Consider the following 19,181-nt stretch of genomic DNA (forward strand, 5'->3'; position numbering starts at 1 on the left):
CCGGACGCGGGGCCATCTTTACCGCATGAACCGCACATTGCTCGGCGCACTCGCCATCGTCTCTCTCAGCTTTGGGTTGGCTGGCCAGTCCAGGGCCGCTGGCCTTGATGATCTTGTACAGGTCGATATCCTCGACGGCGGCATGACAGCGCGCGGCACCGTTCTGGGCGCGATCCGGCTGACCCTCGCCGACGGGTGGAAAACCTATTGGCGCGCACCGGGCGAGGCGGGAATTCCGCCCAGTTTCAACTGGAGCGGATCGCGCAATGTCGGCGAACTGACAATCACATGGCCGGCACCGCATGTGTTCGAGCAAAGCGGTCTGCGCTCAATCGGGTACAAGGATCAGGTGGTCCTGCCGATCGAGATTACCCCCCGGAAAGCCGGACAACCGGTCCGGCTCAAGGGCGCGATGGATTTTGGCGTGTGCAAGGATATTTGCGTGCCTGCAAGCCGGAACATCGACCATACGCTGGACGCCAACGCCCCCCGCAACCCGGCGATTGCCGCTGCGCTGGCGCAACGGCCCTACTCGGCCAGCGAGGCCGGGGTACGCTCGGCGACCTGCCGGCTGATGCCCACCGGCAATGGCATGCAGATAGAGGCCGAGATCACTTTGCCCTATACCGGCGGCAGCGAACTGGCCGTTTTCGAACCCAGCGACCCAACCCTTTGGGCCACCGAGGCCGAGACGCGCCGTCAGGGAAACACATTGTACGCCCGGTCCGAGATCCTGAACGCCGCCGGCGGCGCCTTCGCGCTGGACCGGTCGCAGATGCGGATCACCGTTCTCGGCAGCAAGCACGCGGTCGACATCTTGGGCTGTCTGCCGGGGTAACGCATGGAGCAACGGCCGCTTGTCGGCGCCCTCGCCGTTGTCCTTCACGACAACCATGTTCTTCTGGCCCAACGCGGCAAGGATCCGGGCCGTGGCCTGTGGGGGTTCCCCGGCGGCCATGTGGAATGGGGCGAAACCGTGCGCGATGCCGTCATTCGCGAGCTGTTCGAGGAAACCGGCATCAGCGCCCGCCCGCAACGTTACCTTACACATTTCGACCTGATCCGGCGCAGCGACAGCGGGGAAACCCTGGTGCATTACCTGTTGGTCAGTGTTCTGTGCCGCTATGTCGAGGGCGAGCCGCGCGGCGGAGATGACGCGTTGGATGCCAGATGGGTGCACATTGACGATGTCCGGCAAGGCACATTGCCTCTGCTTGACCGGGTCGCAGAGCTTTTGATCATCGCCCTTCGCGACGGTTGAGTCTGCAGCCTACTGCGGCTGGCGTCGGCCTCGCCGGGCCAGCACCAGGCTCGAGACCGCCATTGCCAACAGGGTCAACGCAAATGCCCCTGCGACGAACAGGGCCATGCCCGCGACCATGGGGGGCCTGTCCGCGATTTGCGGCACGATCTCGACAAGGCGCGGGGGCAAAGACCCAAAGACCGCTGGCCAGAAAACCGTCACGCCAAGCCAGCCAAGCGTCGATATTCCGCATGTGACAACTGCCCAGCGCGCCAACCTGTCCGGCCCGCGCAGCGCACGTTTCAGCGCGGTCAGCGGCCGCACCACATCATTCTGAATTGCAAGCAGGGCCGGCACAACCAGCAGTACGAGCAGCACACCAAACCCCAACCCGTAAACCAGGGTGATCACGGTCGGCTTCAGGAACTGCGCCTGCTGCGAGCTCTCATAAAGCAGCGGCGCAAGACCCAGCACCGTCGTGAGAGAGGTCAGCAGAACCGGCCGCAACCGATCCGCTGTGCCGTCGATGATCGAGGGGAGCAGTCCGCGCGTTTCGGCATATTCGTCAATCGTCGTCACCAGAACGATCGAGTCGTTGATGATGATCCCGGTCATCCCCAGAAGCCCCACAACCGTGAACATGCTGAGCGGCACTTCCCAGATGTAGTGGCCCCAGATCGTTCCCACCAGCCCGAACGGAATGATCGCCATCACCACCAAGGGCCGGGTCCAACTGGCAAAGACCCAGGCCAGTACCAGGTAGATGCCGGTCAGGCAAAGGATCACGCCCGAGGCCGCCTCAGTCAGGAAGGTGTCCTCTTGTTCGCTCAGCCCCGCCAGCCTCCATTCGACCTGACGTTCGCTGGCGATCCGTGGCAGGATCTCGGTTTCCAGCGCCGTCGAAATCTCTGCCGCCCGCGCCGGATCGTCTTCGGAGATATCCCCGGTGACCGAGACGACCCGAATGCCGTTTTCCCGTTTCACCGTGGAAAACCCGGTGCGCTGCGTGACCGAAACGATATCGGCCAGCGGAACATACGTGCCTTGCGGCGTCCGCATCAGCGTCCGCTCCAGGAAATCGGCGGTCAACTCGTTCTCTGGCAGCTCGACCCGGATCTGCGCGCTGCGCGGCCCGTCAGGATAGGTTGCCGCCTCGATCCCGTTCAGCCGCGCCCTCAGCGCCCGGCCCAGCGCATCGACGGTAAAGCCCAGCGCCTGACCCTGCGCGGTCAGGTCCAATACGATCTCTTCCTTGTCATAGCTCAGATCGTCCTCGACCCCCGAAACCTCCGGGTACCGCGACAGCGCGGTTTGCAGATCCTCAGCGGCCGATTTCAGCACCTGCGCCGAGGCGCCATAGAACTGTACGTCAAGCGCATCGCCACCCGGCCCCGACCGCCAGCCGCGAAAACTGAGCGTTTCGACCTTGGGATGCCGGTTCACGAAATCCTGCAACTCTCCGACAAAGGCAAAGCTGGAATAGGGGCGTTCATCCGCGTCGATCAACTCGATCGAGATTCCGCCCAGCAGATCCGCATCCTTGGTGTCGGAACCGGCAAGCCCGGGCCCTGCGTTTCCGCCGATCTCGGCCATCACAAAGTCGATCGGATTGCGGCCGTGGCGCTCTTCGTAGATGCGGCCAAGTTCCTCGGTGGCGCGCTGCAACTCGCGCATCATCGCCATCGTGTCGTCGCGGGTGGCGCCCTCGACCATGCTGAAATTGCCGGTGACCGAGCCGCGTTCGGGCGCATTGAAAAACCGCCATTGCACATCACCGGTGATGAACAGCGCCACCTGGCTGGCCAGAACCGTCACCGTCCCCGCCAGAACGACATAGCGCGCCCGCACGACCCAGCCCACGAAACGGCGAAACAGATGGTCGCGCAGCCAGCGAAACCCCTTGTTCACCACCCGGTTCGGCCAGTCATACCAATGTTCCTTGGCTGAATGCGCAATGGCATGGGACATGTGGTTGGGCAGGATCAGGAAACACTCAACCAGCGACGCGGCCAGCACGGCGATCACGGTGAACGGAATGTCCCCTATCAACTTTCCGAAATGCCCTCCGATTGCGGTAAGGCCGAAAAAGGCGATGATCGTGGTCAACGTCGCGGCAAAGACCGGCATCGCCATGCGTCTTGCTGCGGTTTCCGCGGCAACGACCGGGTGCTCCCCCAGCCGCCGCGCCCGGAAATCGGCATGCTCCCCAACAACGATGGCATCATCCACCACGATGCCCAGCGTGATGATCAGCCCGAACAGCGACACCATGTTGATCGTCAATCCAGCCGCATACATCAGGGCCACCGCAGCGAACATCGACGCCGGGATCCCCGCCGCCACCCAGAATGCCGTCCGAGCGTTCAGGAACAAAAACAGCAACAGAACGACCAGTCCCAGCCCGACAAGCCCGTTATCGACCAGAATGTTCAGACGGTCGGTGATCGCCTCGGCCCGGGTCCGGATCAGATCCATGGTCACGCCCTGGGGCAGGCCTGCCTCCATCACCTCGACCAACTCTTCGACCTGATGCTGAACCTTGATCGCATCGCCCTGATCCGACCGATCCACCCGGACCGACATTGCAGGCTGGTCCCCGACCCAATAGCTCCGGTTGCGCGTGACCCCTTCGACCCGGATCGTCGCCACATCCGAAACGCGCAGCTTGGACCCATCGGGGTTCGAGCGCAGGACGATCCCGCCGATCTCTTCGGGGCTGCGCTTCTCCGCCCCGGTGCGGATACGTGCATTTGCACCTGTCACGTCGCCCGCCGGATCACCTGTGACCTCGGCCGCAATCGCCGCCGCGATTTCGGACATGGATACATCATTGGCGATCAGCTTGGCCGATGGCACTTCGACCACCGTGCGCGGGGCGGCCAGGCCCCGGATCGTGGTCCGTGTCACCCCGATCTCGAACAGCCGGACGATCAGCTCGTCGGTAAATCGGGCCAGTTGCTCGGGCGAGACGGGTCCGGTGATCACAACGTCGGTCACCCGGTCCCGCCAGACCCCACGACGGACCGATGGCTCCTCGGCATCCTCCGGCAGGGTCGTTATCGCATCCACCGCCGCCTGCACGTCATCGGCGGCCTGTGCCATGTCCCAGCCGGGTTCGAATTCCAGCGACACATTGGCACGCCCCTCACGCGAGGTGGCGGTCGAGCTTTCCACCCCGTCTACGGCCAGCAAGGCCGGTTCCAGAACCTGCACGATGGCGCTGTCAACATCTTCGGGTCCGGCCCCTTCCCACTCGACATTGACCGTCACGTTCTGGACGATCACGTCGGGAAAAAACTGCGCCCGCATGTTCGGAATGGCCGCTGCCCCCAGCACCAGCAGGACCACAAGCAGCAGATTGGCGGCGGTCCGATGACGCGTGAAGTAGCTCAGAACTCCGCCAGCGGCTTTGGGGATATCGCGGACCATGACCGGTCAGCCCCCTGTGCGCTCTTCCAGCCGCTGCACCAGGCGTGCAGGCACGCGGGCTTCGGCAAGCTGGCCCAGCAGCCGCTGTTTCACATCCGCCGGCATCCGATCGTTCCCCTCGACAAAGGCCACAAGGCGCGCCCGGCGTTCATCGGACAGCTCCAGCAGCGAGACGTCCGGCTCACCTGCTCCGGCCTCGACCCGCAGCGGCCGGACCTTGATACCCGGCCCCAGCAATGGCGTGCGGCCGATCACCACCTCGCGCCCTTCCAGTCCGTCGCCACGGACGAGAACATGGTCGCCCTGACGCCGCAGCAGCGACACCGGCAACTCCTCCAGACGGTCTTCTGCACTCAGCACCAGCACCGTTCCCGACGCATCCAGCGCCGAGGCTGGCAGTTGCACCACATTCAATAGCGGGGGTTCCTCGACACTCACCGTTACGAAGTCGCCCGGCTTGAACCCCGGCGACGCATCCAGCCCGGCATAGATAAGGCGACCCGACTGACCGTCCCCTGCCGCCGCGCTGTCACGGCTGATGCTGCCCTGGGCGACCAAATCGGCCCCGGTAACGTCAAGCTTGACCGTAACAGGGGCGCCGATCAGCCGACCAGACGCGTCAAGCAGACGCGCATATTGCGCCGTCGAAATCCGAAAGGCCACTTCCAGAGCGGTCGGGTCGATCAGTTCGGCCAGTTTCTCGTTAACCGAGACCAGTCGCCCCTCGACCAGCGTTACCCCGCTCAGCGTGCCGTCAAAGCTCGCGAATACTTCGGTTTCTTCCAGATCCCGCTCGGCCAGTTCCAGCGCCAGACGCGCACGTGCCAGCCGGGTCACCGCCTGGTCCACCCGTGCCTCGGCCTGGGCCACCGCGATCTGGCGGGACAAAACCGCCTGGCGCGCCTGGGCATCCGCCAGTTCGGCGGTTTCCGCCGTGGCGGCGCTGCCTACCCCGCGCTCGACCAGATCCTGCTGACGTTGCATCGCCTGAGCGCGCAGGGTGGCCTGATCCTCCGCCGCCTGTAATTCGTGTCCCGCCAGAATCAAGGCCCGGGCGGCATCGCGTTCCTCGGCTTCGGCATCCATCAGATCCGAGCGCGCCCGGTCCAGTTCGGTCTGCGCCTTGGCAGGGTCTATCCGCACCAGAACCTCGCCCGCATGAACCGTGCCGCCGTCGACAAAGTTTTCCGAAAGCCCGATCACCCGTCCGCCCATGGCGCTGCGCAATTCGAGAGTGCGGCGGCTTTGTACCTTGCCAAATGCTTCCAGAACCGGCGTGACGGTGCCGGATTGTGCTGTTTGTACATTGACCGCGAACACCCGTTCACGCGCCGCAGGCGGTTTCTTGTCGGCGTTCATCCGGGATTGCACGGCGTCCAACACCAATTGCCCGGCCCAGACCAGCAGGGCCAGGGCAACTGAGGCAAGAAAGACACCAAGCAGGCTTTGCCGAAGAAATCGCATTGTTTACCGGGTTCCGGTCGCAGGTGACAGTATCATAGACAAGCTAGGAGGCCCGATAAAATTGCCAAGCCTCATATGCTTGAACGTGATCCTGACCTATTTCCGTCGCAGATGCTCATCCAATCGTGGCATGATCTCGACAAAGTTGCAGGGACGATGGCGGTAATCGAGCTGTTTTTCCAGAATACCGTCCCAGGCATCCTTGCAGGCGCCCGGACTGCCGGGCAGCGCAAACAGGTAAGTGCCCCCCGCAACCCCGCCCGTGGCGCGCGACTGCACCGCCGAGGTTCCGATCTTTTCCATCGAGATCAGGGTAAAGACGGTGGCGAAAGCCTCGATCTCTTTCTCGTAAACGTCGCGATGCGCCTCGACCGTCACGTCGCGCCCGGTCAGGCCGGTGCCGCCGGTCGAGATGATGACATCGACATCCGGATCGGCGACCCAGGCGCGCAGCTGGTCGGCGATCTGGGCGCGCTCGTCCTGAATGATGTGCCGGTCGGCCAGCACATGTCCTGCCCGTGCGATCCGGTCGACCAGGGTCTGGCCAGATCGGTCCTCTTCCAGCGAGCGGGTATCCGACACGGTGAGCACCGCGATACGGACAGGAATGAAATCGAGGCTTTCGTCGATGCGCGACATGGCGGATCAGGTCCTTTCAAGAATGGCGAGCCGCAGCGCCAATGCTGCAAAGATGCCCGCCGTCACGCGGCCCAGGATGCGGCCCAGGCGCGAGTCGGTGGTCAGGCGTCGGCCGAGGCCGCCCGCAAAAAGTCCCACCAACCCGTTGATGACAAACCCGCCCACCCCGATGATGGCACCAAAGACCAGAAACTGTGGCAGGATCGGGCCTGCCTCGGGCGAAACGAATTGAGGAATAAAGGCCAGCACGAACAGGATCACCTTGGGGTTGGTCAGATTCACCAGCATCCCGTCGCGAAACGCATGGCGCGCAGCGCGCGGCGGCGCATTGGCGGCAACGGCCCCTTGCCGCAGCGCCCCCCAAGCCAGCCACAGCAGATAGACCACGCCGACCCAGCGGATGGCGTCGAACAGCCAGGGCATCGCCTGCACCGCAGCGCCCAGACCCAGCCCTGCCACCGCGACATGCACCATGCCGCCCGCCGAGATACCGGCGCTGGCCGCCCAGGCGGCACGCGGACCAGATCGCAACCCTTGGCCGAGGCAGAACATCATATCGGCGCCCGGCGTCAGGTTCAGCGCCAGCGCGGCCGGCAAAAACGTCAAGAATGTGATGGGCTCGATCATTGCGGCCACTCGAACCAGTTGACGGTGGGACCCAGGTTTGCAAGCCGCGTCCGCCCCATGCTGCCCCGCGCGCCCCAGCTGTCATGGATATGACCGCATAGCGCCAGCTGCGGTTGCACCCGTTCGATGGCGTCGCGGATCGCGGTCGATCCGACCGACTTGCCATCCGAGGTGACATCGCCGAACCCCTTTGGCGGCGAATGGGTGATCAGGATATCGGTAGCGGTGCAGCGCGCCAACATCTCGGATGCCTCGCCCTCGGTCATGTCACAGGACCAGTCCCCAAAGGGCGTGGGCGGCACGCCATAGCCCAGCCCGAACATCCGTATCCCGTCCACCGTGGCCGAGGTGCCATGCAGCACATGCACGCCTTCGGGCGCGGCGGCCTCCAGCTCGGCGGCGCTTTCGGCGTTTCCGGGCACCAGCACCAGCGGCACCATGATCCCGGCCAGCATCGCCATCGCTTGATCCAACCCCTGGCGCCCGTTGCAGTAATCGCCTGCGCCGATCACGATATCGGCCTCCAGGCTTGCAGCGACCAGATCGGCGGCCCGGGCGCGCGCCATGTGGAGATCGGAAAAGGCCATTATGCGCATCACTGCTCCTTCAGCTTTGCCTTGAGTTCCAGAAGGTCGGCCCAGGCCTGCCGCTTCATCTGCGGCTGTCGCAGCAGATAGGCAGGGTGGAACATCGGCATGACCGGCAGGTTCATCGCCTGGGTCCATTGGCCCCTGAGCCGCGTGATACCCCGTTTTCCCAGCACCGCGTCACAGCTGATATTGCCCATCAGCACCAGAACCTGCGGCTGTGCCAGCGCCACATGCCGTTCCAGGAACGGTTTCATCATCCCGATCTCGACCGGCAGCGGGTCGCGGTTCTGCGGCGGCCGCCAGGGCAGGACATTGGTGATATAGACGTTTTTCTGCCGGTCGAGGCCAATGGCCGCCAGCATCCGGTCCAGAAGTTGACCGGCGCGGCCGACAAAGGGGCGCCCCTCGCGATCCTCGTCGCGGCCCGGCGCCTCGCCAATGATCATCACCCGCGATCCCGGCATCCCGTCGGCAAAGACAAGGTTGCGCGCGCCCTTCTTAAGCTCGCAATGGTCGAACTCCGCCAGTGCCTGGCGCAGCGACGGCAGCGCCGTCGCGCTGGCCGCAGCCTTACGCGCCTCTTGCACCGGATCCGTCTTTGGCACCACTTGCGGCGCGGCCGGAGCGGCAGACGTCGCGGCAGCGGTGCGATCCGGGCGCGGCGCGGTATCGGCCAAGGCATAGCGATCCACCGGCGCGTCGCCGATCGCTTCGGTTACGCCCAGTTCCACCTGCCATTCCAGCAGGGCCAGCGCCGCATGAGGATCAAGTGCCGATTCCATGCCCCCAATCTAACCGTCTGCGCGGCAAGGGAAAGCGGATTGCCGCTGGACAGCGCGCAACGCGCAGCCGAGCATGGCGGCATGTTTCGACTGTTCTGCCTGAGCCTGATCGTCTTTTTTGTTGCCGCGTTTCATGACGCCCGGGCGGCGGAATGTCCCGCGGGCACCGCCCAATGCGGTGCATCAAACTGCTGCGGCCTGTCGCAAACCTGTATCTGGGACGGGTACTGCGTGCCTTTGGGCGGCACCTATTGCGGCGGCGGCCGGTCCTGCGGGCCGTTCGAGGACTGCGTGGCAGGCGGCACCAGATGCGCGCCCAAGGGCGCGGGCAAATGCCAGACCGGCCTGACCTGCGGGCCCGGCATGACCTGTTCGGTTTCCGGCGACTGCGTGCCGCTTCCGAAACCAGAGCTGACCCTTCCCCAAAACCCGCCCTGCAAGGACGGACGGGTCTGTCCGGCGGGGACCCAGTGCCTGCCCGGGGGAGGGTGCAGCCGCGTCGGCTGGTACCTGTGCGAAGAGACCGGATCACAATGCAGGCCGGGCTTCAAATGCTCGGCCGAACGGGGCTGCGTGCCGCAGCTGGCGGTCGATTGCGGGCGCGGTGCATGGTGCAAGCCGGGCGAGACCTGCCTGCCCGAGGGCGGCTGCACCCCCTCCGACTGAGGCGACGGGCCGTATTGCCCCCGGCCCGCGCGCTTTCTATAAGCGGCGCAATCGCCTGACCGGAGCCGCCCATGTCATTTGCCCACCGACACCTGCTTGGCATCGAACAGCTGTCTCCCGCAGATATCACCGCCATTCTGGATCTGGCCGAGACCTATGTCGACCTGAACCGGCAATCGGCCAAGCATTCCGACGTGCTGTCGGGGCTGACCCAGATCAACATGTTCTTTGAGAACTCCACCCGCACCCAGGCCAGTTTCGAACTGGCGGGCAAGCGGCTGGGCGCGGATGTGATGAACATGTCGATGCAGGCCAGTTCGATCAAGAAGGGCGAGACCCTGATCGACACCGCGATGACATTGAATGCGATGCATCCCGATCTTCTGGTGGTACGGCACCCGCATTCGGGCGCCGTGGACCTGCTGGCGCAGAAGGTGAATTGCGCGGTGCTGAACGCGGGCGACGGGCGGCACGAACACCCGACCCAGGCGCTCTTGGATGCGCTGACGATCCGCCGGGCCAAGGGGCGGCTGCACCGGCTGAACATCGCCATCTGCGGTGACATCGCGCATAGCCGCGTGGCGCGTTCAAACTTGATTTTGCTTGGAAAAATGGAAAACCGCATCCGTCTGATCGGGCCACCGACGCTGGTTCCCTCTCAGTTCGCAGAGTTTGGCGCCGAGGTCTATGACGACATGCGCGAGGGTCTGAAAGACGTCGACGTGGTGATGATGCTGCGGCTTCAGAAAGAGCGGATGGATGGCGGCTTCATCCCGTCCGAGCGCGAGTATTACCACCGCTACGGGCTGGACCGCGAGAAGCTGGGACTGGCCAAGGCGGATGCGATTATTATGCATCCGGGGCCGATGAACCGGGGGGTCGAGATTGATGGGACCTTGGCGGATGACATCAACCGGTCGGTGATCCAGGAGCAGGTGGAAATGGGTGTCGCGGTGCGCATGGCGGCGATGGAGCTCTTGGCGCGCAACCTGCGCGGGGCGGCATGACCCGGCTGAGTGTCCCCCACAACGAGAGCGGCCTGATCCGCCTTTACGCCCTGAACATGCGGCCCGAGGAGGCGCGGTTCCTGCGCGAGCCGGGGGCGGTGGCGCAACTCCTGGGACTCGACGCGCTCGACATGGATCATGTCGAGGTCTTCCCGGTCTCGGACCTCGAAGAGCTTGGGCTTTATGGTTATCTTACAGAGGGTTGCGGGATATCCGAGGATCAGCTCAACCGCGCGGAACTGGCCGCGCACAAGGGCTGGATGCTGCTGCTGCGCAGCCGCGCGTTCGGCGGGAACCCGGTCGAAATTACCTTGCCCGAAGCGCTGGAGCCGGTGGGAGAATATCGCGAAGAAGGCACCGACTGGAGCGGGACACCGATCGAGACGGCAAGCGCCCTGCCCCATTCCGCGCCGCGTCTGCCGCCGCGCGAGGCGCGGCGCAAGGCGCGCAATATCGGGTTTACCCTGTTCGCCGTTGTCATGTCGCTGATCATCGGGGGGCTGGCATGGCTGATCTTTTGACCCGCGAATTGACCGTTTTGTACCGGCCCCGGAAGGCGAATGTGCCGTTTTGTACATCGGCAATTTCACGGTTTGTTAACGGCTTCGGCGGCGTGACCGCCGTCCGGGGAGCACGGACATGAGCGGCGCGACGTTCCGATTTCCCGCCGACCGAGGGGCCTATATCCGCAACCACACCTGGATGGCGGCGATTGCCATGGGCGGCGCCATGGCGGTGCTCTGGGCGATGGTCAATCCCTATGTCTGGACCGGTGCTCCGGCGGGCCTCGCCGCGATTGCGCTGCGCGGCTGGTACCTGGCGTCGGAGGAGCTGGCGGTGGTCTGGGAAATCTCGGACGGTACGCTCAGCGGCCCGGGCCACCGGGTGCCGCTTAACCAGATCGAGATGGTGCGGACCATGGGCAGCTATGTGCAGGTGATCACCAAGGGCGGTGACAAACACCTGATCAGATACCAGGCGGACCCGGCCGCCACCAAGGCCGCCATCGAAAGGGCGATAAGATGACCGAACTCGGTAAGCTCACAAAGGTCGATCTTCGAAAGATTTGGCAGACAGAGGCTAGGGACTTTACTCCGTGGTTAGCTCAGGAAGAAAACCTACAGCAGCTTGGAGAGGTAATTGGCTTTGAACTTGAATTAGAGGCCGTCGAGCAAAATGTAGGCCCGTTTCGCGCAGACATATTGTGTAAGAACACTCTGACCGACGAATGGGTTTTGATCGAAAACCAGTTGGAAAGGACTGACCATACCCACTTGGGGCAACTCATTACTTATGCTGCTGGCTTGGATGCCGTGACTATCGTCTGGATTGCCTCAAACATTGCAGACGAACACCGCGCGGCATTGGATTGGCTGAACGAAGTTACCAATCAAAACATTCGTTTCTTTGGCATCGAGGTTGAGTTGTTAAAAATTGGAGAGAGTCCCGCCGCTCCAAGATTCAATCCGGTTAGTCTTCCGAATGATTGGTCCCGAAGCACAAGCGCTGCGAAGAGGGAAATGAGACATATACCTCTAACAGACACAAAAAGGATGCAATTGGACTACTGGGATGCTGCCGAGGCCCTGTTGACAGGGCGGCATGCATTCCTGAAGCCACTGAAAGCTCCAGCACAGTCTTGGATTGCTCACTCCATAGGAAAATCTGGCTTTCTAGTCAGCATGGTGATGAATAGCAAAGCTCGCTGGATACGTGCTGAAATCTATCTAGGTGGAAAAGAGGCTAAAGTTCACTTCGACAAGCTCTTTGAGAAAAGAAGAAGGATCGAAAATACTTTTGGAAGCGAACTGGAATGGCAGCGGCTAGATGGAAAGCAAGACTGTCGAATTTGTATCTCTAGAACCTCGGATCCAAATGACAGATCCGACTGGCCAGACCAACATCGGTGGTTGATCGAGTCACTTATTCGTCTTCACGACACATTTCGCCCCATCATAGCAGAGTTAAGCCCCTTGTTGCCCGGGACTCGTGACAATGAATAACATCCTTTTCACCAATGCCCGGCTGATCGACCCCGAGGCGGGCACCGACGAGCGCGGCGCGCTGCTGGTCGAGGGCGGGCGGATCGTGGCGCAGGGCCATGAGATCGGCGTGCCCGAACATGTCGAGGTGGTCGATTGCGGTGGCAAGTGCCTGGCCCCCGGTATCGTCGATATCGGCGTCAAGGTGGGCGAACCGGGCGAGCGCCACAAAGAGAGCTATAAGTCCGCGGGACAGGCGGCGGCGGCGGGCGGTGTCACCACCATCGTCACCCGGCCCGACACCAACCCGGCCATCGACACGCCCGAGGCGCTGGAATTCGTCACCCGCCGGGCGCAGGCCGACACGCCGGTCAACGTGCTGCCGATGGCGGCGTTGACCAAGGGGCGGCAGGGCCGTGAGATGACAGAGATCGGGTTCCTGCTGGATGCAGGCGCGGTGGCGTTTACCGATTGCGACCATGTGGTCGCCAACACCAAGGTGTTTTCCCGCGCCCTGACCTATGCCCGGTCGTTGGGCGCGCTGGTCATCGCGCATCCGCAGGAGCCGGGGCTGAGCGAGGGGGCGGCGGCCACCAGCGGCAAGTTCGCAGCGCTCTATGGCCTGCCCGCCGTGTCGCCCATGGCCGAGCGGATGGGTCTGGACCGCGATATCGCGTTGCTGGAAATGACCGGGGCGAAGTATCACGCCGACCAGATCACCACCGCGCGTGCGCTGCCCGCGCTGGAACGCGCCAAGCGCAATGGGCTGGACATCACCGCCGGCACCTCGATCCACCATCTGACGCTGAACGAGCTGGATGTTTCGGGTTATCGCACCTTCTTCAAGGTCAAGCCGCCTTTGCGCAGCGAGGATGACCGGCAGGCGGTGATCGAGGCGGTGCGCACGGGCTTGATCGACACGATCAGTTCCATGCACACGCCACAGGACGAGGAAAGCAAGCGGCTGCCTTTTGAGGAGGCCGCAAGCGGCGCGGTGGCGCTGGAAACGCTTTTGCCTGCGGCGCTGAGGCTTTATCATGCCGGGCAGCTTGACCTGCCTACCCTGTTCCGGGCCATGGCGCTGAACCCGGCGCGGCGGCTGGGGCTGGAGGCCGGGCGGCTGAGTGCGGGGGCGCCTGCCGATCTGGTGCTGTTCGACCCGGACGTGCCCTTTGTTCTGGACCGGTTCACGCTGCGGTCGAAATCGCAGAACACCCCGTTTGACGGCCAGCGGATGCAAGGTAGGGTGCTGGCGACCTATGTGGCCGGACAGGCCGTTTACCGGAGAGACTGATGCCCGTTTTCGATACGCCCGTGATGCTGCTGATCCTGTGGGCCGTGATCGGCTATGGGCTGGGCTCGGTGCCCTTTGGCCTGATCCTGACCCGCGCGATGGGGATGGGCGATCTGCGCAAGATCGGCTCGGGCAATATCGGCACCACCAATGTGCTGCGCACCGGTAATAAGGGGGCGGCGGCGCTGACCCTGCTCCTGGATGGTGGCAAGGGGGCGGTGGCGGTGCTGCTGGCGCGGCTGTTCGCGGGCGAGGACGCGGCACAGGTGGCGGCGCTGGCATCGTTTGTCGGCCATTGCTATCCCATCTGGCTGGGCTTCAAGGGCGGCAAAGGGGTTGCGACCTTTCTCGGCCTGTGGCTGGCGCTGGCCTGGCCGGTCGGCATCGCCTGCTGCCTGAGCTGGCTTGCGGGCGCGGCGGTGACGCGGATCTCGTCCATGGGGGCGCTGGTGGCGGCGGCAAGCTCGACCTTCTGGCTGGTGTTCCTTGGATATGGCACCGGGTTTGCGCTGGGTGTCGTGCTGACGCTGATGGTGTTCTGGCGACACCGGGCCAATATCGCACGGCTGAAGGCCGGGACCGAGCCGAAGATCGGCCAGAAATCGGCGTGAGGGAGCGGGCGCTGGCGCGCTTGCGCGCCTGGCCCATTGGCACGAATACCGGCCGGTCCGGCGGGCGGCGGTATTCCGTGTCCAAATCCGTGTTTGCCGGTGGGCGGTCGGTCAAGTTGGTGGCGACCGAGTTGGGCGGAACCGATTACATCAGCCTCAACCTGTATGACCTGAGCGGCGGCGCGCGGCTGTTTCCCTGTGAGATGCCGGTCGAAAAGGTCGTGACCTTTCTTGCCGATCTGGTGGAAGATTGATCATTTACCGATCTGTCAACCCGGAATTTTCGCACACCCGACCTAAACCTGCGCACGATCAACTTGAGTTGCTTTGAACGTGATCGGGGGGCTGCCCATCTGGGGTTCACCACGGCGAGATTGGGCCGTGCGGGATCCAATGGACCCGGCCGGAAATTGCGCCGACGGGTCAGCCAAAATCGAAAGGCATGACAATGAACACCTTCAAATCCTTCCTGGGCGGCGTCGCCCTGTCCGTCGCACTGGCAAGCTCGGCTCTGGCCGCCGGTGTGGAACTGAACGCAAGCTCGACCGGTCTGGCCATGCAGGGCTATGACCCGGTGGCCTATTTCACCGTGGGCGAAGCCACCGAAGGCGACTGGAAGATCACCTCGGTCTATCATGACGCCACCTATCGCTTTGCCAGCGCGGAGAACAAGGAAGCGTTCGAAGCGAACCCGGAAGCCTATCTGCCGGCCTATGGCGGCTATTGCGCCTTTGGCGCCGCGATGGGCTTCAAGTTCGACGGCGACCCGGACAACTGGAAGATCGTCGACGGCCAACTGTACCTGAACCTGTCCGACGAGATCCAGGCCAAGTGGGAAGAGGACATCCCCGGTTTCATCGTGAAGGCCGACGCCAACTGGACTGACATCGCTGCCAAATCCCCGGCGGAGTTGCAGAACTAAGTACGGCCACACCCAAGGAAACCGGCGGCAGAGCGATCTGCCGCCGGTTTTCGTTTGTTGGTGGGGAATGTCGGTCTAGAGGCGATGGGGGTCCGGCCGGTGTTGACGGCGCGTGGCGGGACCCGTAACGCACCGACCGGCTACCAGCCGGGAAATCGTCTTTCGATCAGGTTGGGAAGCCAGATCGTCAGTGTTTTCTTGATCCAGGATGTCACCACGATGCCCGGCGTGAGGCGCGCGAGACTCCCGTCTTTGGGGGTGTATCCGATGACCTGTCTCGTTTCGGACAGGTCCCAGCGCATCCCCGGATTGTCGGACATCAGGTTCAGCGCGGCAAAGCCGACATTCTCGGCCGTGATCGCGGCGCGCATTCCGCTGAGGAAGTCACGGTCGCTGAGCCACATCTCCTGGCCCCACCGGCCCATGGCCATATGCGGGCCGGGCCGGTTGCCATGGGTCCATTGGGTCCACCCGATCCGCAGGCAGATCACGGAGAGGCCGTGGTACCGGGCGAAATAGGCGCCGGTGCGTTCGCAGAACAGCTTGGACATCCCGTAGGCATTCACCGGACCCGGCGCCAGGCTGCTGGTCAGCCGGTCCCGTGTGAACCGCTTGTCACCATGCAGCCAGTTCGAACTGGCCAACACCACGCGCTTTACCCCCTGGGCTGCGGCGTGGTGGTAGAGGTCGAGCGTTGCGTCCATGTTGTTGCGGATCGCGGAGCCCCAGGAGGCCGCCGGCTCCCGGTCTCCGGCCAGGTGGACGATCACATCCACATCGGCGAGGTGCCGCACCCAGGCGTCGCCATCGGCGAGGTCGGCGACGAAGATGCGCGGATGCCCGGCGTCGCGAATGTCGAGACCGGTCACGTCGAAGTCCGTGTCCGCATCGAGCAGGTCGAAGAGCTTGCGGCCAAGATGCCCGCCGGCCCCGGTTATGAGGACATGCATGTCAAGAGCTCCTTTTCCGGCCGGGTCAGGGCGAGGTCACCTGGAGGCGCACCCCGCCAGATCCGGAAGTTCTGGGTGAACCGCAGCTCGGCCTGTGGGGCGAGGTTGCGCGCGGGCGCGTGCCATTCGGCTTCGCAATAGGCGTAGTCGCCGGAGTTGAAGATTTCGAAGGGCAAGCCGTGGGCATAGCTGTCGCCGGGCGCGGACGGCCCGGTGGTGCAGAGGATGGATATGTCGTGGAGCAGATTGCGGATCAGGGTCCGCCCGGTCGGGTTTGCGGTGGCGATCTTGAATTGATGTGGGTCCTGGCAGGTGCAGGTGAGGCCATCCGCAGAGCTTGTTGCCCGGCCATCGTGCCGGTCGAAGACCGGGCGGATGGCCGGGTGGAGGCCGGGAACCGCGATCCGCGCCGGATGATCCAGCATCATGACCGACCAGATGCCGCACCGACGCGGGGCACTGCCGCAGTTCCGCAAGCTGTGCGCGATGGAAAACGCGGAGCCGGAGCGCAGCGTGACCGTTCGCGTGATCTGTAGCTGCGAGATGGGGCAGACGGGGCTGACCAGGGACACGGCCTCGGGCGAGTGTGTTGCAATGTGGTAGGCGCCCGCATCGAGCGCGGGATAGGGGGCGCCTGCGGGCCAGTCGCGGTCCGGGGCGACCCAGGTCTTTTCTCCGCCCCAGAGGGGAAAGCCGAACTGGGGTGAGCGTGTGGGCAAGCTGGCAAGACTGTCGGCGCGGAATGGCTGACCCAGGAGGTCGGGGTTCTGGAACAGCAGCGACCGGCCGCCAAGGGCAACGTCCCACAGGCGACCACCAATGCCGGGAAGCAGGGTGAGCGTCAGCGCGTCGCGCTTTATGCTGAGTTCGCGCCAGGGATCGGGACGTTCGGTCATCGGAACAGGACCGGCACGGTTCAGCAACCGTGCCGGTCAAGGCTTAGATATGTTTGAACTGGGCGACGTTTGCGGCCGTGATCGGCATCACGCCGGTCTCGACCCGCTCGGGCAACGGATTGATGCCAGCCGCGCGCCAGTCGGGCAGGACCTTGAGCGCGTCGGTGTTCTGCCAGTGCATCATGTGGAAGGCCAGGAAGATTTCCAGATAGGATTTCTGCGCCACGGCCCCGTGGATTGTCCCGTCTTCGATATAGGGCAGCATGTCGTCGTTGCGGTCCATGGCGACGATCTTGATATCGCCGACGCGGCCCGCTTCGGTGACCGCGATGGCCGCGCCCTTGCCGCTGTCGCCATCGGTGCCGCCGATGCCCACGATATCAGGATGGGCCTGGATCGCCTGAAGATAGGCGGTGGGCGCATAAGACGGATCGGCCTTGTCGTTGACCACGTCGACGACCTCGATATCGGGATATTTCTCGGCGAATACCTGTTTGTAGCCTTCGACCCGCTCCAGCGTGGAGGGAGCCGGGAAGGTTCCGAGAATGACCTTGCCCTTGCCGCCGATGGCCTCGGCCAGCATTTCACCGCCGACGCGACCGGCCTGCACGCCGTTGATGCCGAGGAAGGTCGAGCGCGGGCTGTTCGGGATATCGCCGATGCAGCAGGTCACGGGGATGCCCGCGGCCACGGCGCGCTCGACCCCGGGGGCCAGGGTTGCGGGATCTCCGGGGAAGATCAGGATGCCGGCGGGGCGGCGGGCGATCAGTTCGTCAAGCTGGCGGGCCTGAGCGGCGGTGTCGAAATCGAGCGGGCCGGTGAAGGTGGCCTTGATGCCCATCAGCTCTTCGAGGTCCTTCATGGCATTGCGATAGTCCACCCAGAAAGGCACCTGGGTCACGATGGAGAGGAAAACGTATTCCTTGCCTGCTGCCTGTGCCATCGCCTCCTTGGACAAGAGCGGCAGGCCGAAGGCGCCGGCCAGACCGGCCATTGTTCCGGCGGTCAGCAGACTGCGCCGTTTCACGTTGAGTTCAGTCATCGAGTTCTCCCTGTTGGATGGTTGATTTTGAGTACTGTTTGCCGGGTCTCAGCCCCGGTGCCGTCGGATCAGCATGTCGAGCGCAACGGCGGCCACCAGAACGGTGCCGATCACGATCATCTGCCAGTAGATGGAGACCGCGAGCATGGTCATGGCGTTGTTGATGAGCGCGACGAAGACGACGCCCAGAAAGGCGCCGAGGATCGTGCCCTCGCCGCCGCGCAGGGAGGCGCCACCGATGACGGCGGCGGCGAGCACCTGAAGCTCGATCCCGTTACCGGCGGTCGGCGTGCCACTCATCAGGCGCGAGGCGAGAAGAACGCCCGCCAGGGCGGCCAGTACGCCGGTGAGCGCATAGGCGATGATGCGGACCCGGGTCACGTGGATGCCCGACAGCAGGGCGGCCTTTTCGTTGGCGCCGATGAAATAGACCTGACGGAAGAACCGCGTGTGCCGTACCGCCAGATCGAAGACGACGACGAGCGCCAGCGTGAACAGGACGATGACGGGAAAGCCGCCAAGTTCGGCCTTGCCGATCCAGGCAAAGCCCTGCGGCAGGCTGGAGACGGAAAAGCCCTCGGTCAGGACCAGCGCGATCCCGCGGGCGATGGACATGGTTCCCAGCGTGGCGATCAGCGGGTTGATCCCGAGCCCGGTCACCAGAAGGCCGTTGGCGACGCCCGCCACGGCGCCCAGCAGCAGGCCGCATAGGACGGCAAGCGGGATCGACAGACCGGCGAGCAGAAGCATGGCCACAACCGTCGAGCTGAGCGCCATGACGGAACCAACGGAAAGGTCGAAGCCGCCCGAGGCCAGCAGGATCGCCATGCCGATGACGATCACGGCGGTCGGCGCCATGCCCACGGCGACGGCGCGGAAGTTCGAGAAGCTGAAGAAATAGGGGTTGATGTTCGCCATGACGATCACGATCAGGGCGATCAGCACGATCAGGGTCAGTTCGCGGATGTCGACAAACGCCTGAAGGACACGGCGAAGCGAAGTCGGGCGGGAAAAGTGTTCGGTCTGAGTGGACATGG

21 protein-coding genes are annotated in these 19,181 nt (G+C 63.9%); 11 read left to right on the top strand and 10 right to left on the bottom strand.

Features of this window, described 5'->3' with window-relative positions; genetic code table 11:
• Nucleotides 1–25 precede the first annotated feature (25 nt).
• Together G0P99_RS02225 and G0P99_RS02230 are read left to right on the top strand one after the other, a co-directional pair.
• Nucleotides 26–838 carry a protein-disulfide reductase DsbD domain-containing protein gene (locus tag G0P99_RS02225; RefSeq protein WP_164127268.1) on the top strand — a complete coding sequence of 271 codons (813 nt, stop codon included), beginning with the start codon at nucleotides 26–28 and terminating at the stop codon, nucleotides 836–838.
• A 3-nt stretch (nucleotides 839–841) separates the two neighbouring features.
• Nucleotides 842–1,261 carry an NUDIX hydrolase gene (locus G0P99_RS02230; RefSeq protein WP_164127270.1) on the top strand — a complete coding sequence of 140 codons (420 nt, stop codon included), beginning with the start codon at nucleotides 842–844 and terminating at the stop codon, nucleotides 1,259–1,261.
• 9 nt (nucleotides 1,262–1,270) lie between these two features.
• On the opposite strand, the gene G0P99_RS02235 is transcribed toward G0P99_RS02230, so the two are convergent.
• The 6 genes from G0P99_RS02235 to G0P99_RS02260 form a co-directional block, all read right to left on the bottom strand.
• Nucleotides 1,271–4,672 carry an efflux RND transporter permease subunit gene (locus G0P99_RS02235; RefSeq protein WP_164127272.1) on the bottom strand — a complete coding sequence of 1,134 codons (3,402 nt, stop codon included), beginning with the start codon at nucleotides 4,670–4,672 and terminating at the stop codon, nucleotides 1,271–1,273.
• A 6-nt stretch (nucleotides 4,673–4,678) separates the two neighbouring features.
• Nucleotides 4,679–6,136 carry an efflux RND transporter periplasmic adaptor subunit gene (locus G0P99_RS02240; protein ID WP_164127273.1) on the bottom strand — a complete coding sequence of 486 codons (1,458 nt, stop codon included), beginning with the start codon at nucleotides 6,134–6,136 and terminating at the stop codon, nucleotides 4,679–4,681.
• Nucleotides 6,137–6,232: 96 nt separating this feature from the next.
• A complete protein-coding gene (moaB, locus tag G0P99_RS02245; protein ID WP_164127275.1) occupies nucleotides 6,233–6,775 on the bottom strand; it encodes a molybdenum cofactor biosynthesis protein B in 543 nt (180 codons plus the stop codon).
• A 6-nt stretch (nucleotides 6,776–6,781) separates the two neighbouring features.
• Nucleotides 6,782–7,402: a LysE family translocator gene (locus G0P99_RS02250; protein ID WP_164127278.1), complete on the bottom strand. Its 621-nt coding sequence runs from the start codon at nucleotides 7,400–7,402 to the stop codon at nucleotides 6,782–6,784.
• The gene (locus G0P99_RS02255; RefSeq protein ID WP_164127280.1) at nucleotides 7,399–7,998 is read right to left on the bottom strand and encodes a metallophosphoesterase; all 600 of its coding nucleotides are present in this window, start codon (nucleotides 7,996–7,998) and stop codon (nucleotides 7,399–7,401) included. The genes G0P99_RS02250 and G0P99_RS02255 overlap by 4 nt, the downstream gene beginning before the upstream one ends.
• A complete protein-coding gene (locus G0P99_RS02260; RefSeq protein WP_164127282.1) occupies nucleotides 7,998–8,774 on the bottom strand; it encodes a uracil-DNA glycosylase family protein in 777 nt (258 codons plus the stop codon). Before G0P99_RS02260 ends, G0P99_RS02255 begins: the two co-directional genes overlap by 1 nt.
• 39 nt (nucleotides 8,775–8,813) lie before the next feature.
• Here G0P99_RS02260 and G0P99_RS02265 point away from each other — a divergent pair, with 39 nt between their 5' ends.
• From G0P99_RS02265 to G0P99_RS02305, 9 genes are all read left to right on the top strand, one after another.
• A complete protein-coding gene (locus tag G0P99_RS02265) occupies nucleotides 8,814–9,440 on the top strand; it encodes a scavenger receptor class F, member 2 (RefSeq protein ID WP_164127285.1) in 627 nt (208 codons plus the stop codon).
• A 71-nt stretch (nucleotides 9,441–9,511) separates the two neighbouring features.
• The gene (locus tag G0P99_RS02270) at nucleotides 9,512–10,447 is read left to right on the top strand and encodes an aspartate carbamoyltransferase catalytic subunit (RefSeq protein ID WP_164127287.1); all 936 of its coding nucleotides are present in this window, start codon (nucleotides 9,512–9,514) and stop codon (nucleotides 10,445–10,447) included.
• Nucleotides 10,444–10,968 (top strand): hypothetical protein, encoded by a 525-nt coding sequence (locus tag G0P99_RS02275; RefSeq protein WP_164127289.1) that lies wholly within the window; start codon nucleotides 10,444–10,446, stop codon nucleotides 10,966–10,968. Before G0P99_RS02270 ends, G0P99_RS02275 begins: the two co-directional genes overlap by 4 nt.
• Before the next feature lie 118 nt (nucleotides 10,969–11,086).
• A complete protein-coding gene (locus G0P99_RS02280) occupies nucleotides 11,087–11,473 on the top strand; it encodes a hypothetical protein (RefSeq protein ID WP_164127291.1) in 387 nt (128 codons plus the stop codon).
• Nucleotides 11,470–12,450, top strand: coding sequence for a DUF4268 domain-containing protein (locus G0P99_RS02285; protein ID WP_164127293.1), 981 nt, complete (start codon nucleotides 11,470–11,472; stop codon nucleotides 12,448–12,450). The genes G0P99_RS02280 and G0P99_RS02285 overlap by 4 nt, the downstream gene beginning before the upstream one ends.
• Complete coding sequence (pyrC, locus tag G0P99_RS02290; RefSeq protein ID WP_164127294.1) at nucleotides 12,443–13,723, top strand: dihydroorotase; 1,281 nt, start codon at nucleotides 12,443–12,445, stop codon at nucleotides 13,721–13,723. The genes G0P99_RS02285 and pyrC overlap by 8 nt, the downstream gene beginning before the upstream one ends.
• Nucleotides 13,723–14,334: a glycerol-3-phosphate 1-O-acyltransferase PlsY gene (plsY, locus tag G0P99_RS02295; RefSeq protein ID WP_164127295.1), complete on the top strand. Its 612-nt coding sequence runs from the start codon at nucleotides 13,723–13,725 to the stop codon at nucleotides 14,332–14,334. Before pyrC ends, plsY begins: the two co-directional genes overlap by 1 nt.
• A complete protein-coding gene (locus G0P99_RS02300) occupies nucleotides 14,331–14,588 on the top strand; it encodes a hypothetical protein (protein WP_370462681.1) in 258 nt (85 codons plus the stop codon). The genes plsY and G0P99_RS02300 overlap by 4 nt, the downstream gene beginning before the upstream one ends.
• A 194-nt stretch (nucleotides 14,589–14,782) precedes the next feature.
• Nucleotides 14,783–15,256, top strand: coding sequence for a YHS domain-containing (seleno)protein (locus G0P99_RS02305; RefSeq protein ID WP_164127506.1), 474 nt, complete (start codon nucleotides 14,783–14,785; stop codon nucleotides 15,254–15,256).
• Nucleotides 15,257–15,396: 140 nt separating this feature from the next.
• Here the strand turns inward: G0P99_RS02305 and G0P99_RS02310 are convergent, their stop codons facing one another.
• Genes G0P99_RS02310 through G0P99_RS02325 form a run of 4 tightly spaced genes read right to left on the bottom strand, consistent with a single transcriptional unit; the run spans nucleotide 15,397 to nucleotide 19,179 of the window.
• Nucleotides 15,397–16,206, bottom strand: coding sequence for an NAD(P)-dependent oxidoreductase (locus G0P99_RS02310; protein WP_164127296.1), 810 nt, complete (start codon nucleotides 16,204–16,206; stop codon nucleotides 15,397–15,399).
• Nucleotides 16,191–17,102 carry a hypothetical protein gene (locus tag G0P99_RS02315; RefSeq protein WP_164127297.1) on the bottom strand — a complete coding sequence of 304 codons (912 nt, stop codon included), beginning with the start codon at nucleotides 17,100–17,102 and terminating at the stop codon, nucleotides 16,191–16,193. The genes G0P99_RS02310 and G0P99_RS02315 overlap by 16 nt, the downstream gene beginning before the upstream one ends.
• A gap of 43 nt (nucleotides 17,103–17,145) precedes the next feature.
• Nucleotides 17,146–18,144, bottom strand: a complete 999-nt coding sequence (locus tag G0P99_RS02320) for a substrate-binding domain-containing protein (protein WP_164127298.1) — start codon at nucleotides 18,142–18,144, stop codon at nucleotides 17,146–17,148.
• Between the two features lie 48 nt (nucleotides 18,145–18,192).
• Nucleotides 18,193–19,179: an ABC transporter permease gene (locus G0P99_RS02325; protein ID WP_164127299.1), complete on the bottom strand. Its 987-nt coding sequence runs from the start codon at nucleotides 19,177–19,179 to the stop codon at nucleotides 18,193–18,195.
• Nucleotides 19,180–19,181: the final 2 nt, after the last annotated feature.

Source organism: Ruegeria sp. PrR005, from assembly GCF_010500245.1.
Classification (GTDB): Bacteria; Pseudomonadota; Alphaproteobacteria; order Rhodobacterales; family Rhodobacteraceae; genus Ruegeria_B; species Ruegeria_B marisflavi.

Bases quoted from the DNA above. Each gene is read 5' to 3' on its own strand.
- G0P99_RS02225 (WP_164127268.1), top strand. From the start codon at position 26: ATGAACCGCACATTGCTCGGCGCACTCGCCATCGTCTCTCTCAGCTTT.
- G0P99_RS02230 (WP_164127270.1), top strand. From the start codon at position 842: ATGGAGCAACGGCCGCTTGTCGGCGCCCTCGCCGTTGTCCTTCACGAC.
- G0P99_RS02235 (WP_164127272.1), bottom strand. From the start codon at position 4,672: ATGGTCCGCGATATCCCCAAAGCCGCTGGCGGAGTTCTGAGCTACTTC.
- G0P99_RS02240 (WP_164127273.1), bottom strand. From the start codon at position 6,136: ATGCGATTTCTTCGGCAAAGCCTGCTTGGTGTCTTTCTTGCCTCAGTT.
- moaB (WP_164127275.1), bottom strand. From the start codon at position 6,775: ATGTCGCGCATCGACGAAAGCCTCGATTTCATTCCTGTCCGTATCGCG.
- G0P99_RS02250 (WP_164127278.1), bottom strand. From the start codon at position 7,402: ATGATCGAGCCCATCACATTCTTGACGTTTTTGCCGGCCGCGCTGGCG.
- G0P99_RS02255 (WP_164127280.1), bottom strand. From the start codon at position 7,998: ATGCGCATAATGGCCTTTTCCGATCTCCACATGGCGCGCGCCCGGGCC.
- G0P99_RS02260 (WP_164127282.1), bottom strand. From the start codon at position 8,774: ATGGAATCGGCACTTGATCCTCATGCGGCGCTGGCCCTGCTGGAATGG.
- G0P99_RS02270 (WP_164127287.1), top strand. From the start codon at position 9,512: ATGTCATTTGCCCACCGACACCTGCTTGGCATCGAACAGCTGTCTCCC.
- G0P99_RS02275 (WP_164127289.1), top strand. From the start codon at position 10,444: ATGACCCGGCTGAGTGTCCCCCACAACGAGAGCGGCCTGATCCGCCTT.
- G0P99_RS02280 (WP_164127291.1), top strand. From the start codon at position 11,087: ATGAGCGGCGCGACGTTCCGATTTCCCGCCGACCGAGGGGCCTATATC.
- G0P99_RS02285 (WP_164127293.1), top strand. From the start codon at position 11,470: ATGACCGAACTCGGTAAGCTCACAAAGGTCGATCTTCGAAAGATTTGG.
- pyrC (WP_164127294.1), top strand. From the start codon at position 12,443: ATGAATAACATCCTTTTCACCAATGCCCGGCTGATCGACCCCGAGGCG.
- plsY (WP_164127295.1), top strand. From the start codon at position 13,723: ATGCCCGTTTTCGATACGCCCGTGATGCTGCTGATCCTGTGGGCCGTG.
- G0P99_RS02305 (WP_164127506.1), top strand. From the start codon at position 14,783: ATGAACACCTTCAAATCCTTCCTGGGCGGCGTCGCCCTGTCCGTCGCA.
- G0P99_RS02310 (WP_164127296.1), bottom strand. From the start codon at position 16,206: ATGCATGTCCTCATAACCGGGGCCGGCGGGCATCTTGGCCGCAAGCTC.
- G0P99_RS02315 (WP_164127297.1), bottom strand. From the start codon at position 17,102: ATGACCGAACGTCCCGATCCCTGGCGCGAACTCAGCATAAAGCGCGAC.
- G0P99_RS02320 (WP_164127298.1), bottom strand. From the start codon at position 18,144: ATGACTGAACTCAACGTGAAACGGCGCAGTCTGCTGACCGCCGGAACA.
- G0P99_RS02325 (WP_164127299.1), bottom strand. From the start codon at position 19,179: ATGTCCACTCAGACCGAACACTTTTCCCGCCCGACTTCGCTTCGCCGT.